This is a genomic window from Terribacillus sp. JSM ZJ617, from assembly GCF_044383785.1.
Classification (GTDB): domain Bacteria; phylum Bacillota; class Bacilli; order Bacillales; family Amphibacillaceae; genus Terribacillus.
On sequence record NZ_JBISEQ010000002.1, the window covers coordinates 711119 to 729922 of the forward strand.

General features: G+C 44.4%; 24 protein-coding genes and 1 other annotated feature (1 of these 25 running past the window's edge). Of the genes, 10 read left to right on the forward strand and 14 right to left on the reverse strand.

Annotated features, from left to right (window positions below; genetic code table 11):
* Genes aroE through ACH6C1_RS09885 form a run of 3 tightly spaced genes read right to left on the reverse strand, consistent with a single transcriptional unit; the run spans position 1 to position 2473 of the window.
* On the reverse strand, positions 1 to 837 hold the full coding sequence (aroE, locus tag ACH6C1_RS09875; RefSeq protein WP_374076681.1) for a shikimate dehydrogenase: 837 nt from the start codon (positions 835 to 837) through the stop codon (positions 1 to 3).
* A 14-nt stretch (positions 838 to 851) separates the two neighbouring features.
* Positions 852 to 1955, reverse strand: a complete 1104-nt coding sequence (yqeH, locus tag ACH6C1_RS09880; protein WP_374076683.1) for a ribosome biogenesis GTPase YqeH — start codon at positions 1953 to 1955, stop codon at positions 852 to 854.
* A gap of 2 nt (positions 1956 to 1957) precedes the next feature.
* A complete protein-coding gene (locus tag ACH6C1_RS09885; protein ID WP_374076685.1) occupies positions 1958 to 2473 on the reverse strand; it encodes a YqeG family HAD IIIA-type phosphatase in 516 nt (171 codons plus the stop codon).
* Between the two features lie 390 nt (positions 2474 to 2863).
* Here ACH6C1_RS09885 and sda point away from each other — a divergent pair, with 390 nt between their 5' ends.
* The 9 genes from sda (at position 2864) to ACH6C1_RS09930 (ending at position 9496) form a co-directional block, all read left to right on the forward strand.
* On the forward strand, positions 2864 to 3004 hold the full coding sequence (gene sda / locus ACH6C1_RS09890; protein ID WP_038561505.1) for a sporulation histidine kinase inhibitor Sda: 141 nt from the start codon (positions 2864 to 2866) through the stop codon (positions 3002 to 3004).
* A 176-nt stretch (positions 3005 to 3180) separates the two neighbouring features.
* Entirely contained in the window at positions 3181 to 5538 is a 2358-nt protein-coding gene (gene mbhE, locus ACH6C1_RS09895; RefSeq protein ID WP_374076687.1) for a hydrogen gas-evolving membrane-bound hydrogenase subunit E, read from the forward strand.
* A complete protein-coding gene (locus ACH6C1_RS09900; RefSeq protein WP_374076689.1) occupies positions 5538 to 5876 on the forward strand; it encodes a Na(+)/H(+) antiporter subunit C in 339 nt (112 codons plus the stop codon). Before mbhE ends, ACH6C1_RS09900 begins: the two co-directional genes overlap by 1 nt.
* Entirely contained in the window at positions 5869 to 7353 is a 1485-nt protein-coding gene (locus ACH6C1_RS09905; RefSeq protein WP_374076691.1) for a Na+/H+ antiporter subunit D, read from the forward strand. Before ACH6C1_RS09900 ends, ACH6C1_RS09905 begins: the two co-directional genes overlap by 8 nt.
* Entirely contained in the window at positions 7354 to 7830 is a 477-nt protein-coding gene (locus ACH6C1_RS09910) for a Na+/H+ antiporter subunit E (RefSeq protein ID WP_374076693.1), read from the forward strand.
* A complete protein-coding gene (locus ACH6C1_RS09915; RefSeq protein ID WP_366247208.1) occupies positions 7827 to 8138 on the forward strand; it encodes a monovalent cation/H+ antiporter complex subunit F in 312 nt (103 codons plus the stop codon). Before ACH6C1_RS09910 ends, ACH6C1_RS09915 begins: the two co-directional genes overlap by 4 nt.
* Entirely contained in the window at positions 8119 to 8511 is a 393-nt protein-coding gene (gene mnhG, locus ACH6C1_RS09920; RefSeq protein WP_374076695.1) for a monovalent cation/H(+) antiporter subunit G, read from the forward strand. The genes ACH6C1_RS09915 and mnhG overlap by 20 nt, the downstream gene beginning before the upstream one ends.
* Before the next feature lie 113 nt (positions 8512 to 8624).
* Entirely contained in the window at positions 8625 to 9323 is a 699-nt protein-coding gene (gene sigK / locus ACH6C1_RS09925) for an RNA polymerase sporulation sigma factor SigK (protein WP_095222449.1), read from the forward strand.
* 47 nt (positions 9324 to 9370) lie between these two features.
* Complete coding sequence (locus ACH6C1_RS09930; protein ID WP_374076697.1) at positions 9371 to 9496, forward strand: hypothetical protein; 126 nt, start codon at positions 9371 to 9373, stop codon at positions 9494 to 9496.
* 28 nt (positions 9497 to 9524) lie between these two features.
* Here the strand turns inward: ACH6C1_RS09930 and ACH6C1_RS09935 are convergent, their stop codons facing one another.
* The 3 genes from ACH6C1_RS09935 to ACH6C1_RS09945 all read right to left on the reverse strand — a co-directional run bounded on the left by ACH6C1_RS09935 (position 9525) and on the right by ACH6C1_RS09945 (position 11171).
* Positions 9525 to 9752: a YrhC family protein gene (locus ACH6C1_RS09935; RefSeq protein WP_095218166.1), complete on the reverse strand. Its 228-nt coding sequence runs from the start codon at positions 9750 to 9752 to the stop codon at positions 9525 to 9527.
* 80 nt (positions 9753 to 9832) lie between these two features.
* Positions 9833 to 10525, reverse strand: coding sequence for a 5'-methylthioadenosine/S-adenosylhomocysteine nucleosidase (mtnN, locus tag ACH6C1_RS09940; protein WP_374076700.1), 693 nt, complete (start codon positions 10523 to 10525; stop codon positions 9833 to 9835).
* Positions 10526 to 10538: 13 nt separating this feature from the next.
* Positions 10539 to 11171, reverse strand: coding sequence for a YrrS family protein (locus tag ACH6C1_RS09945; RefSeq protein WP_176465687.1), 633 nt, complete (start codon positions 11169 to 11171; stop codon positions 10539 to 10541).
* Positions 11172 to 11390: 219 nt separating this feature from the next.
* Between ACH6C1_RS09945 and ACH6C1_RS09950 the strand changes: the two genes are divergently transcribed.
* Positions 11391 to 11645, forward strand: coding sequence for a hypothetical protein (locus ACH6C1_RS09950; protein WP_095222446.1), 255 nt, complete (start codon positions 11391 to 11393; stop codon positions 11643 to 11645).
* Between the two features lie 45 nt (positions 11646 to 11690).
* On the opposite strand, the gene greA is transcribed toward ACH6C1_RS09950, so the two are convergent.
* From greA to alaS, 8 genes are all read right to left on the reverse strand, one after another.
* Positions 11691 to 12167 (reverse strand): transcription elongation factor GreA, encoded by a 477-nt coding sequence (gene greA / locus ACH6C1_RS09955; protein ID WP_095218169.1) that lies wholly within the window; start codon positions 12165 to 12167, stop codon positions 11691 to 11693.
* A gap of 118 nt (positions 12168 to 12285) precedes the next feature.
* On the reverse strand, positions 12286 to 12918 hold the full coding sequence (gene udk, locus ACH6C1_RS09960) for a uridine kinase (RefSeq protein ID WP_095222445.1): 633 nt from the start codon (positions 12916 to 12918) through the stop codon (positions 12286 to 12288).
* A 29-nt stretch (positions 12919 to 12947) separates the two neighbouring features.
* On the reverse strand, positions 12948 to 13586 hold the full coding sequence (locus ACH6C1_RS09965; RefSeq protein WP_374076703.1) for an O-methyltransferase: 639 nt from the start codon (positions 13584 to 13586) through the stop codon (positions 12948 to 12950).
* A 22-nt stretch (positions 13587 to 13608) separates the two neighbouring features.
* The gene (gene mltG, locus ACH6C1_RS09970) at positions 13609 to 14736 is read right to left on the reverse strand and encodes an endolytic transglycosylase MltG (RefSeq protein ID WP_286160698.1); all 1128 of its coding nucleotides are present in this window, start codon (positions 14734 to 14736) and stop codon (positions 13609 to 13611) included.
* 138 nt (positions 14737 to 14874) lie between these two features.
* Entirely contained in the window at positions 14875 to 15162 is a 288-nt protein-coding gene (locus ACH6C1_RS09975) for a DUF1292 domain-containing protein (protein ID WP_095222443.1), read from the reverse strand.
* 13 nt (positions 15163 to 15175) lie between these two features.
* A complete protein-coding gene (ruvX, locus tag ACH6C1_RS09980; protein ID WP_095222442.1) occupies positions 15176 to 15604 on the reverse strand; it encodes a Holliday junction resolvase RuvX in 429 nt (142 codons plus the stop codon).
* The gene (locus ACH6C1_RS09985; protein ID WP_038561551.1) at positions 15601 to 15864 is read right to left on the reverse strand and encodes an IreB family regulatory phosphoprotein; all 264 of its coding nucleotides are present in this window, start codon (positions 15862 to 15864) and stop codon (positions 15601 to 15603) included. The genes ruvX and ACH6C1_RS09985 overlap by 4 nt, the downstream gene beginning before the upstream one ends.
* 67 nt (positions 15865 to 15931) lie before the next feature.
* Positions 15932 to 18568, reverse strand: coding sequence for an alanine--tRNA ligase (alaS, locus tag ACH6C1_RS09990; RefSeq protein WP_374076707.1), 2637 nt, complete (start codon positions 18566 to 18568; stop codon positions 15932 to 15934).
* A gap of 53 nt (positions 18569 to 18621) precedes the next feature.
* Positions 18622 to 18804 (reverse strand) — a binding site (T-box leader) (it continues 30 nt past the right edge of the window).

Genomic DNA, 18804 nt, shown 5'->3' on the forward strand with positions numbered 1-18804 from the left:
TTATTCCTCCGTTAATCTTTGTTCCAGCTGATTCAATAAGTCCCCGATCATGACTTGCTGTCCCGACCAGATTTCAAATGCGTACTGTGCTTGATATAAAAGCATGCTATGGCCATGATGAATAATGGCTCCCTGCTGTTTGGCACTGCGAAGCAGCATCGTTTCAATCGGTTTGTAGACGATATCACTAACCACCGCTTCAGGCTTCAAGTTGGCTAATGACATGATCTGCTCTTGATCATGCGGGCTCATTCCCACACTGGACGTGTGGATGATAATGTCATAGCTGCCCAATTTCTGTTGCGCTTCCTCGTAAGACAGAATCTCGGTAATGGTTTCCGGTTCCTGTAATTGAAGCAGCTGCTCAGCTTTGGAAACAGTGCGATTGGCGATATCGATATAGCGGAAACCCTTAGCAACCAGTGCCCGGTATATTCCGCGAGCAGCTCCCCCTGCGCCAAGCATAAGCACATGCAAGGAGTCTTTCGAGAGGATCACTTGTTCCAATGCACGCACATAGCCCGCTCCATCCGTATTATACCCGATCCATTTGCCGTTCTTTCGTACTGCGGTATTCACAGCCCCGATTTTCGCTGCATCTGGATCGAGCTCATCAAGGAATGGAATGATGCGCTGTTTATATGGAACTGTAATATTGAAGCCATCAATCCCGCTTTGCATTAATGCAGTAATTTTTTCATCAAAAACACCTGGTTCGATCGGATATAACTTGTATTCTCCTTCGATACCAGCCTGTTCCATGAATTGTGTATGTATCCATGGTGATAAAGAATGCTCCACTGGATGGCCGATAAGGCCTAACTTCAATATTCTCATTTTCTCGTTCCCCCTTAGATTAATGATCTGCGGATCGTTGCCGGCACTCCTTCTGGTGTATGGACTGTAATTGAAGCAGGTTCACCTGACAGCGTTATCCATCCTAGTCCTGGAATGACGATATCCGTTTTTTGATCTTTTATCCTGAATGTTGATTTTCGGAAAGATGGAAAGTTCTCAAGCTGCTCCTTATATGGAGGTGTGAGCAATTCCCCTTTTTGACGCTCATAAAGCGCATCCGCATTCTCAAGCTTCGTACGATGGATAACAAGCGCATTAGAAAAATAGCAGACAAATGGCTGTCTTTCCCCTTTTTCGAAATCGATTCGTGCCAAACCACCAATAAATAATGTCTGCATATCGTTCAATTGGAAGATACGAGCTTTGATTTCTTTATTAGGTGTGATGGTTTTTAAGTCTTTTTCCGTCACATAATGCGCAATCTGCTGGCGGTTGACAATTCCCGGTGTATCGTAAAGGGAGCTTGTATCATCCAGAGGGATATCAATAAATCCAAGTGTTGTACCAGGATAATATGAAGTGGTGATTGCATCATTTATGCCTGTAGAATGTTTAATCAAAGCATTGATGAACGTAGATTTGCCGACATTCGTACTGCCGACCACGTATACATCTTGTCCATCGCGCAAATCCTGGATGCTATCTTCCAGCTCCGCCATTCCGATACCCCGTTTTGCGGAAATCAAATGCACATCCGCCACCTGGATACCATACTCTTTAGCTGCCCCGCGCAGCCACTGTTTCACACGTTCGTGGTTTGTCGATTTCGGAAGAAGGTCCACTTTATTCCCAACAAGGATAATCGGTTTGTCTCCTACAAGCCGCTTGATGCTGGAAATGAAACTCCCGTTGAAATCGAATATATCAACTAGTTTAATGACAATACCATCTTTGTTATTGATTTCGCTGATCAACGTAAAGAAGTCATCGTCCGTCACTGCAACATCCTGGACTTCATTGTAATGCTTGAGCCGGAAGCAGCGCTTACAGATGACCTCATCATTTTTCCCTAGTGCTGAAGCAGGGATATAACCGGGCAAGGATGCGTCTTCTGTTTGAATCGGCGCTCCGCAGCCTTGGCAAATCAATTCTTCCACATTCATTCCTCCCATGTGATCTTTCCTTTTCTTCTGAAATAGTTGAGTATCCGTCGTTCGATCATCCGATTGATTCTGGTGATTTTTCCGTCTGTTTTGACGATTGGCACCACAACTATCGTATAGAAACCAGCCAGATTGCCTCCTAATACATCTGTAAGGAGCTGATCACCAATCATTACAATCTCGCCCTTCTCGAGGTTCATCTGCTTGACAGCCTGCTTGAAGGCACGTCCCAGCGGCTTTCTTGCGCTATAGACGAAAGGAATTTCTAAGGGTTCAGAAAACAGTTTCACTCGTTGCTCATTATTATTAGATATAATCGTAATTTTAATATCATGTGCGCGCATTTCCTTGAACCAATTGGTCACTTCCGGCGTAGCATCTGCAACATCCCATGCAACAAGGGTATTATCCAGATCCGTAATGATACCTTTGATTCCTTGCGCTTTCAATTTCTCTGGCTTTATATCAAAAATGCTTTTCACATGCTCGTTCGGCAAGAACTTCTTTAGCATTGTGGATTTCCTCCGATCTCGTACACTTCAACAGTTACTTACCCATCATAAGACATTTTTGCTACGGTTTCAAAAAAATCTTTCATTGTTCCTCTTTTTTTCGACCTTTCTTTATGCCATAGGCAAGAAATCAGAAGCAAAACCTTTCGACAAATCTCTACATTCTTCTTCTTGTGGATAACTATGTCCACATAACCAACCGCAATATGAATCAATTCTGCATATTTATAAACACTTTATCTACAGGTTATGAACAGTTTTATGTAGATAACTATCGTCTTGTCCCCCTATTTTTTTCGTGATACATTATTAATAACTTATTCAACTCCCCAACCCACGTACAGAAGATCTGCAAGATAGTAAGATATCTCCAATCAGGAGGAATGCAAGATGGAACATCTGTCTGATGAATTGCTGATCGAATCTTACCACAAGGCGAACGAACTCCACTTGAGCCAAGAGTTTATTCATCTAATAGAGAAAGAAATCCAGTCACGGGGCTTATCGCATAAGATCCGTTATACCAGCTAGACATCGTCTCCCTCAGTCTTGCCGCTACGGCAAGGCTTTTTTCTTTCTGAAAGGGAGCTGTGTCTGTTGCAGTGTATGGTTGAATTACTTTACAATTGGGTATAGGATTTTTTAGCACTTATTTAAAATAGAAGAAGTTCTTAAGAGCCAAAATCAAAGAGGAGGACTGCCATAATATGATCGTTGCCATTCTGATGCCATTTATAATTGCTATGTGCATCCCATTCTTCGCGAAATTCAAATACAGGATACATACCGGATATGCGGTGTTCGCTACATCGCTCTCCATCTTCCTATATTTTCTCGTTCTGCTTGTCAGCGGGGAAACTGATACACTGTATCGTTACAGCTGGATACCGTCACTTGGACTGGATTTAACATTCTATACTGATGGACTGGCTCTTTTCTTTGCTTTGCTGATTAGCGGTATCGGTGCTCTTGTAGCTTTTTATTCCATCTATTATCTTAACCGAGAGGAACGGCTAGGGTCCTTCTATGTTTATTTGCTTCTGTTCATGGGAGCGATGCTCGGCATTGTCACTTCAGATAACATTTATGCCCTTTACACCTTCTGGGAGCTCACCTCTGTATCTTCTTTCCTTTTGATCAGTTTCTGGTTCACTAGAAAAGCTTCCACAGACGGCGCTCTGAAATCCATGCTGATCACATTCCTAGGTGGATTCTCGTTACTCGGTGCATTGGTGCTTCTACACTTGGTTACGGGGTCTGCGAGTATCCGTGAGATATTGACACAGGGAGACCTTATCCTTGCAAGTGATTGGTTCCCGATGATTATTGTGCTGCTGCTGTTGGCTGCCTGTACGAAATCTGCCCAGTTTCCATTCCATATCTGGCTGCCAGATGCGATGGAAGCCCCGACACCGGTTAGTGCATACTTGCATTCCGCTACAATGGTTAAAGCCGGTCTATTCCTTTTGCTCCGCTTTACTCCCGTATTTAAAGAAAGCGAAGCATTTTTCATTGCAGTATCTATAATCGGTCTCGTCACTTTGTTCTGGGGGTCTTATATGGCAGTCAGGCAGACAGATCTCAAGGGGATATTAGCTTATTCCACCATCAGTCAGCTTGGCATGATTATGGCGATGATCGGCTACGGAACAGAAGCAGCCATCTTTGCTGCTATATTCCATATTCTCAATCACGCAACATTTAAAGGAAGTTTGTTCATGGCTGTCGGCATTATCGACCATGAAACAGGGACCCGGGATATCCGAAAGCTCGGCGGACTTTGGAAGCTCATGCCAGTTACAGGAATAATCAGCATACTGGCATCTTTCTCTATGGCTGGTGTGCCGCTGCCAATTCTAAACGGTTTTTATAGTAAAGAGGAGTTCTTTTCAAGCTCCTGGGATTTGACAGCCGACCGTGCGTTCGGAACAGACTTTGCAGCTGTATTAGCTACTATCGTACCTTATGCAGCTGTTGCAGGCAGTATCTTCACATTTGTGTACAGCATGTACTTCTACTTTCGTACATTTACGGGGAATGCAGAGAAAGCCACTGCTGAAAAAGCCCATGATCCGAAATTCGGGATGCTGGCAACACCTGTCCTGCTCGTTTTGGGAGTTCTATTGATCAGTATCTTCCCGAATTGGTTCAGCCGTCATTTGCTTCAGCCAGCAGCGAATGCTGTTTATGGTGAAGCAATGAATGAACATTCCATCCATTTCTGGCATGGTTTTGTGCCACCATTTATCATGTCTCTGATCGTGGTCGTATTAGGTATTGTATTTTATGCCACCAGGAAATATTGGATGGCTCTATACAACATCCTGCCAGGAAAGTTATCTGGAAATATCGTTTATGCATCGCTTCTGTCAGCTAGTGAAAAACAAACAAAAAGATTGAATGACCGAATCGTAAGTGGCTCTATCCGACAATATAATGCAATCATTATAAGTGTCATCTCGATTGTAACCTTACTGATATTGTTCGGAACGAACTCCTTTGATTTGCGACATATTGATACTTCGCCCGTCTCGCTTCCTCAAAGCCTGCCAGAGCTGGCCGTTGCATTTATCATGATCGCTGCAGCCTTCGGAAGCACTGTATCACAGAAAAAGCTGACTGCCGTGATCATCTTGGGCGTTGTAGGATACGGGTTGTCCATTTTGTTTGTCTTGTTCCGAGCACCTGATCTTGCACTGACACAGCTTAGTATCGAGACAATCACTGTCGTCTTGTTCCTGCTGTGCTTCCGTCATTTGCCGGAAATGAAACGAGAAAGAAAAGAGAAAACGTCCAAAAAAATCACAAATATCATCATCGCTTCTCTTTGCGGCCTTATGATGATGTTCGTCGGCTTGGCTGCATACAGTCAGCGCCTCTCCCCTAGCATTTCGGATTACTTTATCAAGTATTCCTACAAACTGGGAGGCGGCGATAATATCGTCAATGTCATCCTTGTCGATTTCCGTGGATTGGATACATTATTTGAAATCACTGTACTGGCTATTGCAGCTTTGGGAATCTATTCCCTGATCAAACTGCGTCAAAAAGGAGGGGATCGCTGATGGAAATTATCATGATTGTACTAGCCGGCATCCTCTTCGGATTTGCGGTTTACAACATGCTGCAGAGGCAGCTCCTCCGAATCATCATCGGGACTGCCCTTCTGTCACACGCTGCGCACCTGTTCATCTTGACGATGGGCAAGTTGAAGCGTGGTGCCGCTCCTGTTCTTACTGAAGGAACGGAGAATTATACCGATCCGTTGCCGCAAGCACTGATACTGACGTCCATCGTTATCAGCTTTGGTGTCACCAGCCTGCTTCTTGTCCTAGCTTATCGGGCAGTAAAAACGAACGGCACGGATAATATGGAAGAATTAAGAGGTAATGATCATGACTAATTTTGCTATTTTACCAATATTGATTCCATTCTTAGCTGGTATACTGCTGGCATTCATCCAAAACCGGATTCTGCTCACTAGACGATTGGCAATGCTCTTTGCAATCGTCCATCTGATCACAATGGGGTTGCTCCTTTACAGAGTCCTACTTGATGGCAGTATTGTTCTGGAAGCAGGAGATTGGATCGCTCCATACGGTATCATCCTTGTACTGGATCCTTTGAGTACTTTACTTGTTCTGACCACTTCCATCATTCTTCTAGCTGTCGTATGGTATGCACCAGCGTCCGTTTCGGAGGAACAGGAAGGCTTCTATTTTTATACCTTTGTATTTTTACTTGTAACTGGGGTATCAGGGGCTTTTGTAACAGGGGATTTGTTCAACCTGTTCGTATTCTTTGAAGTCCTGCTGATGGCATCTTATGCCTTGATTACACATGGAGGGAAGAAAGTACAGCTGCGTGAATCGATCAAGTACGTCCTGATCAATTTGTTTTCTTCCATGTTATTTGTTACCGCTGTTTCCTACATATATGCTGTGCTGGGTACAGTGAATATGGCGCAGCTGGCTGAACGGGCAGCAGCCTCTGATCAGCCAGGCATAATCACGACGGTTGCCATACTGCTGTTCTTTGTCTTTGCGACCAAGGGTGCTGCATTTCCGCTCTATTACTGGATGCCGCACTCCTACATCGTTCCAAACCCAGTCGTGTCAGCTTTATTTGGAGCACTTTTAACGAAGGTCGGTGTGTATTCCCTCATCCGTACATTTACGCTCATCTTCCATCAGCAGCCTGAAATTATGGATCAGCTGTTCATATGGGTCGGAAATCTGACTATGCTGTTCGGCGTAATTGGGGCCTTGGCATCCCGTAATATCAAATTGATTGTTGCTTATAATATCATTCCTGCTATCGGGTTCATGCTGGTTGGAATCGGGATTTTCAATCATGATGGTCTGAGCGGAAGCATCTATTATTTGCTGCAGGATATGATTGTAAAGGCAGCGCTATTCTTGCTGGCTGGTACGATTGCAGCAGCAGCCGGCACTTCGGACATCAACAAAATGGGCGGAATGATCCGTTCACACCCTGTCCTTGGCTGGATGTTCTTCCTTGCCGGTCTTGTACTCGCAGGTGTTCCGCCATTCAGTGGGTTCATCGGAAAGCTGCTTTTGGTAAGAGGTGCCTTCGAAAAAGGCGAAACAGTTACTGTTATCATTATGCTGCTCACGAGCTTACTTATATTGCTTTCGATCGTTAGAGCTTTTATCTCCATTTTCTGGGGGGAGGGCGAAGCAAAAACACAACAAACACGTCACAGTACACGTCGGCTATTACCAGCTGGATTTTTGATGCTATTCACAGTATTCCTAGGTGTTGGAGCAGAAGCGATTCTGCCGACCGTTCAGCTAATTGCCGACTATTTGCTTCATCCACAGGAATATATCGATCTCGTATTGAAGGGGGAGCGTTAGATGGCTTTTCAAGTCTGTATAAACCTATTGATTGCCTTCATGTGGATGTTCCTCGGGGAGTCATATAGTGTTGCCGGATTCGTAACTGGTTATATCGTTGGTATCGCCTTATTATTCCTGCTGCGCCGCTTCCTTAAAGGTCCGTTCTATTTATGGCGGGGATACAAGATACTGGTGTTGGCGCTGATATTTATTAAAGAGCTCTTTCTTTCCAATTTCGAAATCACAAAACTTGTCTATGCAAGGCGCCTGGATATAAACCCAGGTATCTTTACACTCGAGACAGAATTAAAAACAGATTGGGAAATTACCCTATTAGCAACTCTGATCACACTTACTCCCGGTACTGTTACTATGGCTGTTTCACCTGATAAAAAGGAGCTCTATATTCATGCCATGGATATCGTTGACATGAAAGATGCTGTGCATGCCATCAAAAATAGCTTTGAGAAGCACATCATGGAGGTGACACGATGAGCGCACTGCAAAATAATTTTGCTGATATTATTCAGATAGTCTCTATCATTTGCCTGATAGCTCTAAGTGTCTCTATCCTCTTATTAATCATTCGTGTAATGAAAGGACCGACAAATGCTGACCGTGCTGTCGCTTTGGATGCCATAGGTGTAAATATAATGGCTTTCGCTTCCTTGCTTGCTATCATCCTAATTACACCTAACTTCAATGATATCGTATTATTGATCGGAATCCTGCTATTTATAGGAACAGTAGCAATTGCAATCTATTTGGAAAAGGGTGATTTAATTGATACAGAAGACGATTGAAATCATCCTGAATATCCTTGTAATCGTATTTCTGTCAGGCGGTACATTTATCATGTTCACTGCATCTGTTGGTATTCTGCGCTTCCCTGATATTTATACAAGGCTTCACGCAGCGAGTAAAGGTTCTACACTTGGTGTTGCCGGAATTCTCATCGGTGCTTTTATCTTCCACTACACCGAGTACGGAATTATAAGCGGAAAATTAATCCTTGGTGTTCTGTTCATCTTTCTCACAGCCCCTGTCGCAAGTCATCTGATATCCAGGGCTGCTCACCTTCGCGGAGCAAAACCATACGGAACGTTGAAGGATCAATACCAGGAAGCAATCGATAGGGAAAAGCGAAGACAAAAACAGCAACGAAAATCAAAGTGAATGCCCTTGGGCATTCACTTTTTCTTTTTCTTCTGGACAGACACGTTCTGAGACTCCTTCACATAAAGTGAGTGTATAGGCAATCTTTGAGAGTGTACAGGAGGTGCAATGAAATGAGTATTATTGGTGCTATCGGACTTCTAGTAAAGGAAGCGATGTTTTTCGTTTCCTATGTAAAGAACCATGCATTCCCTCAGCCTCTCCCACCCGAGGAAGAAGCATTGCATATCGAAAGGATGCAGCAAGGGGATGAAACAAGCCGTAACAAGTTAATTGAACATAACCTGCGTCTGGTTGCTCACATCGTAAAGAAATTCGAAAACACTGGCGAAGATTCGGAGGATCTCATTTCCATCGGTACAATCGGACTGATTAAAGGGATCGAAAGCTATTCGAGTGATAAAGGCACAAAACTCGCTACATACGCAGCTAGGTGTATCGAAAATGAAATCCTTATGCATCTACGGGCCTTGAAGAAGACCAAGAAGGATATTTCCCTGCATGATCCCATAGGTCAGGATAAAGAGGGTAACGAAATCAGCCTTATCGACATTCTCCAAGCAGACAATGAGGATATCATTGAGTATATCCAGTTGAATATGGAAGTCGAGAAAATAAAGGAATATATTGATATCCTGGATGGACGTGAAAAAGAAGTAATAGTCAGCCGCTATGGACTTAATAACGAAGAAGATATGACACAGCGTGAAATTGCAAAAAAATTAAATATTTCCCGCAGCTACGTTTCCCGCATCGAAAAACGTGCACTGATGAAAATTTTCCATGAATACTACCGACAGCATCGCACATAAAAGCATATGCTATACCTTACTATTCTGTTAAGAAGGAGGTTACCAATATGTATGCGAACAGCTACTCACCCAGTCATTATCAGCAGCGAACAAGCACCAGCGTGCTTATTGCTGCCTTTCTTGTCCTGCTTTTTGTAGGAGGAGCTTATGCTTGGGAGAATATATGGGATTAAAAAAAACTCCGGTTTTATACCGGAGTTTTTAGCTTTCTAATTGTTTTTTCCATCTTTCTATTGCAAACCAGATCAGTATGCTTGTAATGACGCATCCGCCAGTCATAGCAAATAGGATATCTGCTTTGTCTGTAGGTGCCAAATAAACATTGATAACCGAACCAATGTATAAATAACTGCCAAGAATCAGAAGCGCCAATGCAAAACGACGATAATCTGCAATCTTGTCAATCAACTGCTGTTGTCTTTTATTCATCTTGTCGCCTCCTCTTCCAATCTAGCAACATTGTAACACAAAAAAAGACAGCAATTACCTGGTAATTGCTGTCATAAGTGTTAGTATCGTTCAACCATTTTCATGATCAATGTCGCTGCATTGCGAGCAGCTTGGTCAAGGAAAGCATCAAATGATACAGACGATTCCTTGCCTGCAATATCAGACAACGCCCGTACAATGACAAAAGGTGTTTCGTAGTGATACGAAACCTGAGCCACTGCAGCAGCCTCCATCTCCGCTGCCAGCATAGCTGGGAACTTGTCCCGGACAAATGCTACACGTTCTGGATCAGACATAAAACTATCGCCGGTCGCAATAAGGCCGATTTCAGCGTTCGTATCAGGGAATTGATCGATAACACTCTTGGCTAGCTGAACCAGCTCCTGATCTGCCTGGAAAGCTGGCGGCATTTGCGGTACTTGACCATAAACATAGTCGAATGCTGTTACGTCCACGTCATGGTGAACGACCGAATCAGAGATGACAATATCCCCTACTTCCAGATTCGAAGCAAATCCGCCCGCTGAACCAGTGTTGATGATTGCTTCCGGTGCATATCGTTCAATCAGCATAGATGCAGCGAGTGCTGCATTCACTTTTCCGATTCCCGATTTAAGCAGGACAACTGGTTTGTCAGATAGTGTGCCTTCCGTGATTTCATACCCTGCTGCAATGACCTCTTTTTTGTTTGCCATTGTTTCTTTCAGTAATGCTACTTCTTCATCCATTGCTCCAATGATCCCGATTGTCATTCTGCCTGCTCCTTTAACTCTTCCTATCGTTTTCTTTCAGTACTTCCACTTTTGTTGCCTGCCAGCCTTTTCCATCCACCCAGCTTGCAAATACACGGAATGTCTCTTCTGAATCAGTTGCAGAGACTGTTGCAATGACATCATTACCGCCATTGCCATTGTTCTCTACCCACCAAGCTGTCATCGAGGCTGGATCCAGTCCAACTGCTCCTCCAACGGCCTGCATCATTTCATTCCAGTCCTGCGTGCCTTTTTCAAAGGTTGTCGTATGAGTCCCGGACTGCTCGGTGCCTACCGGCTCCCAGTCCTTCGAATACGCTTCCTTCACATTATCATCTGAAGGTTCAGCTTCTTTTTTGTCTTCCTTTTCTTTCTCGTCGTCATCCTGCTTCTCTTCATCAGCTTGCTCTGTATCTTCGCCATTGCTAGAATCATTATTGCCTTGGAGTTGTTCTGCGATGGATTTTTGATTCTGTTCGTCAGCTGTTTGATTTTCCATTGCCGGTTTATCATTTAAAACTGCTACGAGCAGCACGACGACTAGGGCGACACCAGCAATTGCCAGGACAACACTAAGCCACTTCCTAGGTTTTCTGCGTCTGTTTCTATTATTCAATCTGGAAAAATCCTGATTATCATCCGCCATGCTCATCCCTCCTCATTGGTCTCTATTATACTATGAACTGAGGCGAAGCCAAAGTCATATTATAAGCTCATTTTCTTTTGATGATTTTGTTGAAGCATCTCTAATTTTGACATACCGGAAGGATTCTGTGCATATATATCTAACTATATAAATTAGAAAAGCAGGTAGGACTACTTTGATCAGTCATCATGATTCCTGTGGAAGAGGAGGAAGATAAACGTGATGAAAGTGACAAGAATGGATACGAACCTTTGGGGGCACGAATCGTTCGAGTATGTCGGCTACGACAAGGAAGCCGAGACCTTCTCAATCTTCTTACCGGAAGAATGCTGTTTGTCTTTCACTAGTGTGAAAGAACAAGTTGTTTTTTCATTTCTGCTGGCACTCGACAAAGAAAGTTTTATCCTGCAAAAGCTTATACCCTTTTTCCCGTTCGAGAAATCATCTGCAGAGTCAATTCATCTGGCTCAATAACAAAAGCTGCTTCCATATCATTCGGAAGCAGCTTTTGTTTTATGTCTATTCTACTTTAGTAATTTTGACTTGGATGTCGCCACCTGGTGTGGAGACACTTAATTCTTCACCGACTTCATGGCCAATCAGGCTTTTTGCAATCGGAGAATCGTTTGAGATTTTACCTTCGAACGGATCTGCTTCTGCACTTCCGACGATAGTATAGCTTTCCTCTTCCCCGTCAGGCAGTTCAATGAAGGTAACGGTTTTACCCATTCCAACCATATCAGGATTATCTGTATCACTTTCGATTATCACTGCATTGCGGATCATGTTTTCTGTTGTAGCGATTTTGGATTCGACGAATGCTTGCTCGTCTTTTGCCGCATCATATTCGGAGTTCTCGGACAAGTCACCGAAGCCGCGCGCGATTTTAATACGCTCGACAACCTCTTGACGACGAGTTGTTTTTAGATACTCCAACTCCTCCTCAAGCTTCGCCAAACCTTCATTTGTCATGTAATATTGTTTTTCTGTAGCCAATTCAACCACCCCTTGAGCTCTAAAAGATTCTTTCCCTTTGCTTACTTCTATAGCGTTTTCATGCATATTCCATACTATGGCAGATTCCTGCCGAAAATTCAATACTTATCTGTACGAGTCATGTAGTGCGGCCGGAGAGAATCGTTTCGATCTTCGCAGACATCAAATCGATGGCTACGTGGTTTTCTCCGCCTTCTGGAATGATAATATCTGCATACCGCTTTGTTGGTTCGATGAATTGCAAATGCATCGGACGTACTACATTCACATACTGCTCGATAACAGAATCAATTGTCCGTCCGCGTTCCTTAATATCACGCAGCAAACGGCGGATGATCCGGAGATCTGCATCTGTATCAACGAACACCTTTATATCCATCATATCACGCAGTCGCTCGTCCTCGAGGATCAGTATTCCTTCCAGAATGATAACGTCCTTCGGTTCAACTGGTATTGTCTCTTCAGAACGTGTATGGATCTTGTAATCATAGATCGGCTTCTCTATCGCCTGCTGCTCACCAAGTGCCTGTAAATGCTGCATTAGCAGTTCATTATCGAAGGCGAATGGATGATCATAGTTCGTATTGAGACGTTTTTCGAACGGAAGATGAGATTGATCCTTGTAATACGAGTCCTGCTCGATCACTAGAATTGTCTTATCTGTAAACCGTTTGTAGATGGATCTTGTAACAGACGTCTTCCCTGATCCAGATCCTCCTGCAACACCGATAATGATAGGTTTCTTTGCCATTGCTCCTACTCCTCTTCCTACTGCCTCGTTCATTTCTTCTTCACACTGACAGCTACTCCATCGCCTACCGGCAGGATCGTCGTGTGGAACGCTTCATGCTCGAATAACCAGTCGTTATATTTTCGGATCTTCTTTGCGATATTAGCTTTGCGTGGTGTAGCTTCACTATCGTCTGCCACATACCCTTTGAATAGAACATTGTCACTGACAATGACACCTCGCTCACTGAGCATCTCGCTATAAGCTTCGAAGAAACGTTGATATTGCCCTTTGGCTGCATCGATGAAGACAAAATCGTACGGCGCATGCGCTTTGATTGTCTCTTCCAAATCGAATGCATCGCCTTTAAGGATCAAAATTTCATCCTGAGCGCCTTGCGCTTGGATATGGGTGACGGCCTGGTCGTAACGTACGTCATCACGTTCGACGGTCACGATGCTGACATCTGGTTTCGCGTGACGCATCATTAGAGCTGAATAGCCGATTGCTGTCCCGATTTCCAATATTTTGTCTGGCTGATGAAGCCGAATCAGCTGCATCAAAAATTGTATCCCAAGCGGCTCCATTATCGGTACACGGTCTTCTGCAGCAAGCTCCTCCAATTTCTTAGCCCATTCAGGTGAAGCCTCCACATGCTCTTCCAAGTAACCCATTATTGCTTGTAACATATTAATTCCTCACTTTACCTGCTTACTCATCCAAGTGCATATGCTTCTCAATCAATTCTTCATGTTCATCGAATGTCCGTGCATAATAAATTTCTCCATCGTCTCCGGCGAGGAAATACAAATAATCGGATTCTTCCGGCTGGACGACGGCTTCGAGCGCATTCTCTGAGAAGTTGCTTATCGGGCCGACAGGAAGCCCTTTTATTTGATATGTATTGTAAGGTGAATCCACTTCCAAATCCTTGTAATACACGCGGGATTTATGCTCTCCTAATGCATACAGCACAGTAGGATCCGTCTGCAGCCTCATATCGTCTGCCAGACGGTTATAAAAGATTCCGGCAATCTTTTTCCGCTCATCTTCATTCCTTGCTTCGTTCTCGACAAGCGAAGCGAATGTCAACGCTTCATGCACGCTCAATTTCTTTTGTTTGAATCCATCCAAATATGGTGAAATAATCTGCTGAGACTTATCCAGCATCATATGAACCACCTTATCTACAGTGATGTCATCTGAGGATGTAAAGTTATAAGTAGCCGCAAATAAGTATCCTTCAAGCGGATAACGTATATCTTTATTCAAGATATCCTCCGTCAGAAAATCCGGATATTCACTAATGAGCTGTTTGATATAAGCTTCATCTTTCATCTTATCCAGGAAAGCCTGCTGGTCTATTCCTAATGACCCAGACAGGATAACGCTGATCTCCTCGATATCGGATCCTTCCGGAACAGCAGCAGATGCAGAGGGGGTATTCCCCGCCTCTGGATCGTTCAATTCATCGACGACCTGCTGCATGGACATGGAAGGGGAAAGCTCATAGTTCCCCGCGCGGAAGTTGGCTTCACCAGAAAACTTCACATACAGCCTGAAGATGAAAGCATTTTTAATCAGACCTTGCTCCTCCAGGGATTTACCGATTGAGCTAGCAGTAGCTCCCATAGGAACTTCGACAACCTGTGTTGTATCATTGTCTGAATCGACAGCTTTCATACTGGCATTCACGTAGATAAAGGTTCCGAGTGCACCAATCAATAGAAGTACGATTATTACGGATATGATCATTAAAACTATTTTCCGCACGACGCTTGCTTCCTCCATTCTTCTGTCCCGATTCTGTTGAAAAAGATCATCATTCGAGGCAGTCAAGCTATCTTTCCTCCTTTATCCGCCTTATTATACAACAAACGTCAAGCGGGTCTCCACCCGTCCGACAATTTATGCGGATAAAGCTGCAAGAAAAAATCCTCTCTGCCTTATCGGAAAGAGAGGACTGCCTATTACAAATTAGATGCCGTCTTCCTCATCAGTAAGTGTATTCAGCATTTCTTCGACCATTTCCCATTCTTCCTCAGTATCGATCTGGAATAATGTCAGATCCTTGTCATCGCCTTTTTCTTCATAGCGGAAAGCGAACACTTCGACTTCATCGTCCGCATCAGCTTGTTCAGCCGGTACGACCGCAATATATGAGTGTCCTGTTTCATCCACGTCAAAATTGAACAAGACTTCGAATAAATGTTCTTCCCCGTTTTCGTCCGGGATGATGATACGTTCTTTTTCTTCCAATGCCATATGGCTACACTCCTTATTGTTTCGAATCCAGAAAGCCCTGCAGAATCATGACTGCTGCCATCTTATCGATTACTTTCTTGCGTTTCTTACGGCTGAGGTCGGCTTCAAGCAGTACTCGTTCAGCTGCCATCGTCGTCAGACGCTCGTCCCAAAGCACTGTTTCGATCTTGAATTCCTCATTGATCCATTGGGAGAAGACTTGTGAAGCCTCTCCCCTGGGACCGATTGTACCATTCATATTCTTCGGCAAGCCAATGACAGCTCTCTGTACATCATGCTGCTGAATGATCTGCTCCAATTCATTCCTTGCTGTTTCAAAATCTGCTTCATTCCAATGGATTGTAGTCAGACCCTGGGCCGTCCAGCCAAGTCCATCGCTGATTGCCACACCGATCGTCTTGGATCCGACATCCAATCCCATCGTCTTTAGTATGTCAGTCATGATTTATTCTGTTCCAGATAAAATTTTACCAGTTGCTCCACAATCTCATCCCGCTCCATGCGGCGGATCAGGTTTCTGGCATCTTTATGCCGGGGAATATAAGCTGGGTCCCCAGACAGCAGATAGCCGACAATCTGATTAATCGGATTGTATCCTTTTTCCCGCAATGCTTCGTATACGGACATTAGTACTTCCCGGACATTCTCGTCCATCGGTTCTTCCGGAAAGTTGAATTTCATCGTTTTATCCATCGAACTCAAGTGAAGCCACCTCGCTTAAATTGCCAGTCTTTTTTTCAGTATATACTTTTCTGTCGGATTTGGAAAATCAAAGCTGCTCTTCGACATAAACTGCCGCATATGCAAGTGCATCAGGAACCTGCTCCGGATTCTTACCGCCAGCCTGCGCCATATCCGGACGGCCGCCACCGCCGCCGCCGCAGCGTTTGGCAGTTTCTTTAATCAGGTTGCCTGCATGCAGACCGCGTCCGATCAAGTCCTTGGATACACCAGCGGCCAGCTGTACCTTGCCTTCAGCTGTTGCTGCCAGAAGGATAACACCGCTATCAAGCTTTTGTTTCAGATCATCGACCATACCGCGCAGCTGGTTCATATCTGCTACATCCACTTGTTCTGCAAGCACTTTAACACCTTTTACTTCTTTTACTTTATCCAAGATGTTGCCAGCTTCGAGCTGGGACAGTTTGCTGCGCAGGCTGTCGCGCTCACGCTGAACTTCCTTAAGATCCGCAAATAACGCTTCAATTCGGGAAGGTACTTGTTCGTTTGATGTTTTTAGTTCTGCTGCAGCTTGTGAAAGAATCTGCTGCTGCTGCTGTGTGAACCTGTAAGCTTCTTTTGAAGTGACTGCTTCGATTCGGCGCGTGCCAGCACCAATACCGCTTTCGGAAACAATCTTGAATAGGCCGATTTGGGACGTGTTTCGAACATGTACACCGCCACATAGCTCCAGGCTGTAATCACCGATTTGAACGACACGTACAACATCACCGTATTTCTCACCGAACAGCGCCATCGCGCCCATCTCTTTCGCATCGCTTAAGCTTTGATAAGACGTGCTGACAGCAAGTTCATCCCAGATTTTTCCGTTGACGATTTCCTCTATCTTTTCCAATTCTTCTTTTGTGACCGCATTGAAATGAGAGAAGTCGAATCGAAGACGATCAGGCGCAACTAAAGATCCTGCCTGGTTGACATGTGTACCTAATACATCCTTTAGAGCCTGATGCAATAGATGCGTAGCAGTATGGTTCTTTACTACGTGCTGACGTCTGCTTGTATCAACCTTTGCATGGACGATTTCCTTCACTTGAATCTGTCCTTGCTTTACTACTGCTTGATGCAGATTTTGTCCTTTTGGCGCTTTCTTGACTGCTTGTACGAATACTGTCGCTGTCTCGGTCGTCACCCAGCCCTCATCGGCTACTTGTCCGCCGCTTTCTGCGTAGAATGGCGTTTCTTCCAGGATGAAGAAAATTTCGTCTCCCTCAACCGCTACATCAGCAAGCTGCTTATCTTTTACAATCGCAAGGATAGCTGTATCTGTTTCTGTACGATCATAACCGACATAGGTGCTTTCTGCTTCCACTTCCTGCAAAACGCTATCCTGCACGTGCATGCTGTTCACTTTCTGGCGTGCATCACGCGCACGTTCACGCTGCTGCTTCATTTCTTCTTCGAAACCTGCTTCATCGATTGTGAAGCCTTCTTCACTGACATATTCCTCTGTCAGCTCTTTCGGGAAGCCATACGTATCATAGAGACGGAATACTTCGGTTCCAGGGAAGACATTGCTGCCTTTCTCCTTTTCTTCTGCTACGATCCGGTTCAGGATAGTCAGACCATCCGCAAGCGTTTCATGGAAACGCTCTTCTTCTGTCTGAATGACTGTCTCGATAAATTCACGTTTTTCGAGTATTTGCGGGTAGAAGGCATCCATGATATCACCAACGACCGGTACTAGCTGTTTCATGAACGGCTTTTCAATACCGATGTTCTTCGCATAGCGTACTGCGCGACGGATCAGACGGCGTAGTACATAGCCGCGACCTTCGTTGGAAGGAAGCGCGCCATCACTGATAGCGAAGGATACAGTCCGGATATGATCGGCAATAACTTTAAATGCCGTATCGTCTGCTGCTGTCTCACCATACGCTTTTGTCGCAAACGTCGCTGTCTTCTCGATGATTGGCATGAAAAGATCTGTTTCGAAGTTCGTCTTCGTATCCTGAATGACACAAACCATACGCTCCAGACCCATCCCTGTATCGATGTTCTGTTTCGGAAGCGGTGTGTATGTGTGATCCGGATTATGATTGAATTGACTGAATACAAGGTTCCAGATTTCCAGATAGCGCTCATTTTCACCGCCTGGATAAAGCTCTGGGTCAGATGAATCGTTGCCGTATTCTTCTCCGCGATCATAGAAAATCTCAGAGTTCGGACCACTCGGGCCTTCTCCGATATCCCAGAAGTTTTCTTCTGTACGGATGATACGCTCTTCCGGCAATTTAACAAGATCTCGCCACATTTGATACGCTTCTTCATCTTCCGGGTGAACCGTTACAGATAGACGTTCCGGATCAAAACCAATCCACTTTTTATCTGTTAGGAACTCCCATGCCCAAAGGATTGCTTCCTTCTTGAAATAGTCTCCGATCGAGAAGTTTCCAAGCATTTCGAAAAACGTATGATGGCGGGCAGTAAAGCCTACATTCTCAATATCATTTGTACGGATGCTTTTCTGGGCATTCACGATACGCGGATTCTCTGGCACAACTCGGCCATCAAAATATTTCTTCAGTGTTGCTACGCCACTGTTGATCCATAGCAACGAAGGATCTTCTATCGGCACAAGTGAAGCACTCGGCTCGACACTATGTCCTTTCTCCTTGAAGAAATCGAGGAATTTCTGTCTTACTTCAGCAGACGTTAATCTTTCCATAAAAATGCCTCCTTTATTATGTAAACACACAAAAAACTCCCGATCCTGCCATATGCAGGGACGAGAGTATGATCGCGGTACCACCCTGATTATAGACCGGAAAATGGTCTATCACCTTTAGACGCGGATAACGGTGCGCAGCCGATAAGGATTAACTCAGAGCTCCGGTATAGCTTTCCATCACACTTTTATGGAGATTCTTCCAGCCAAGGAATCTCCTCTCTTAATAAAAGGAC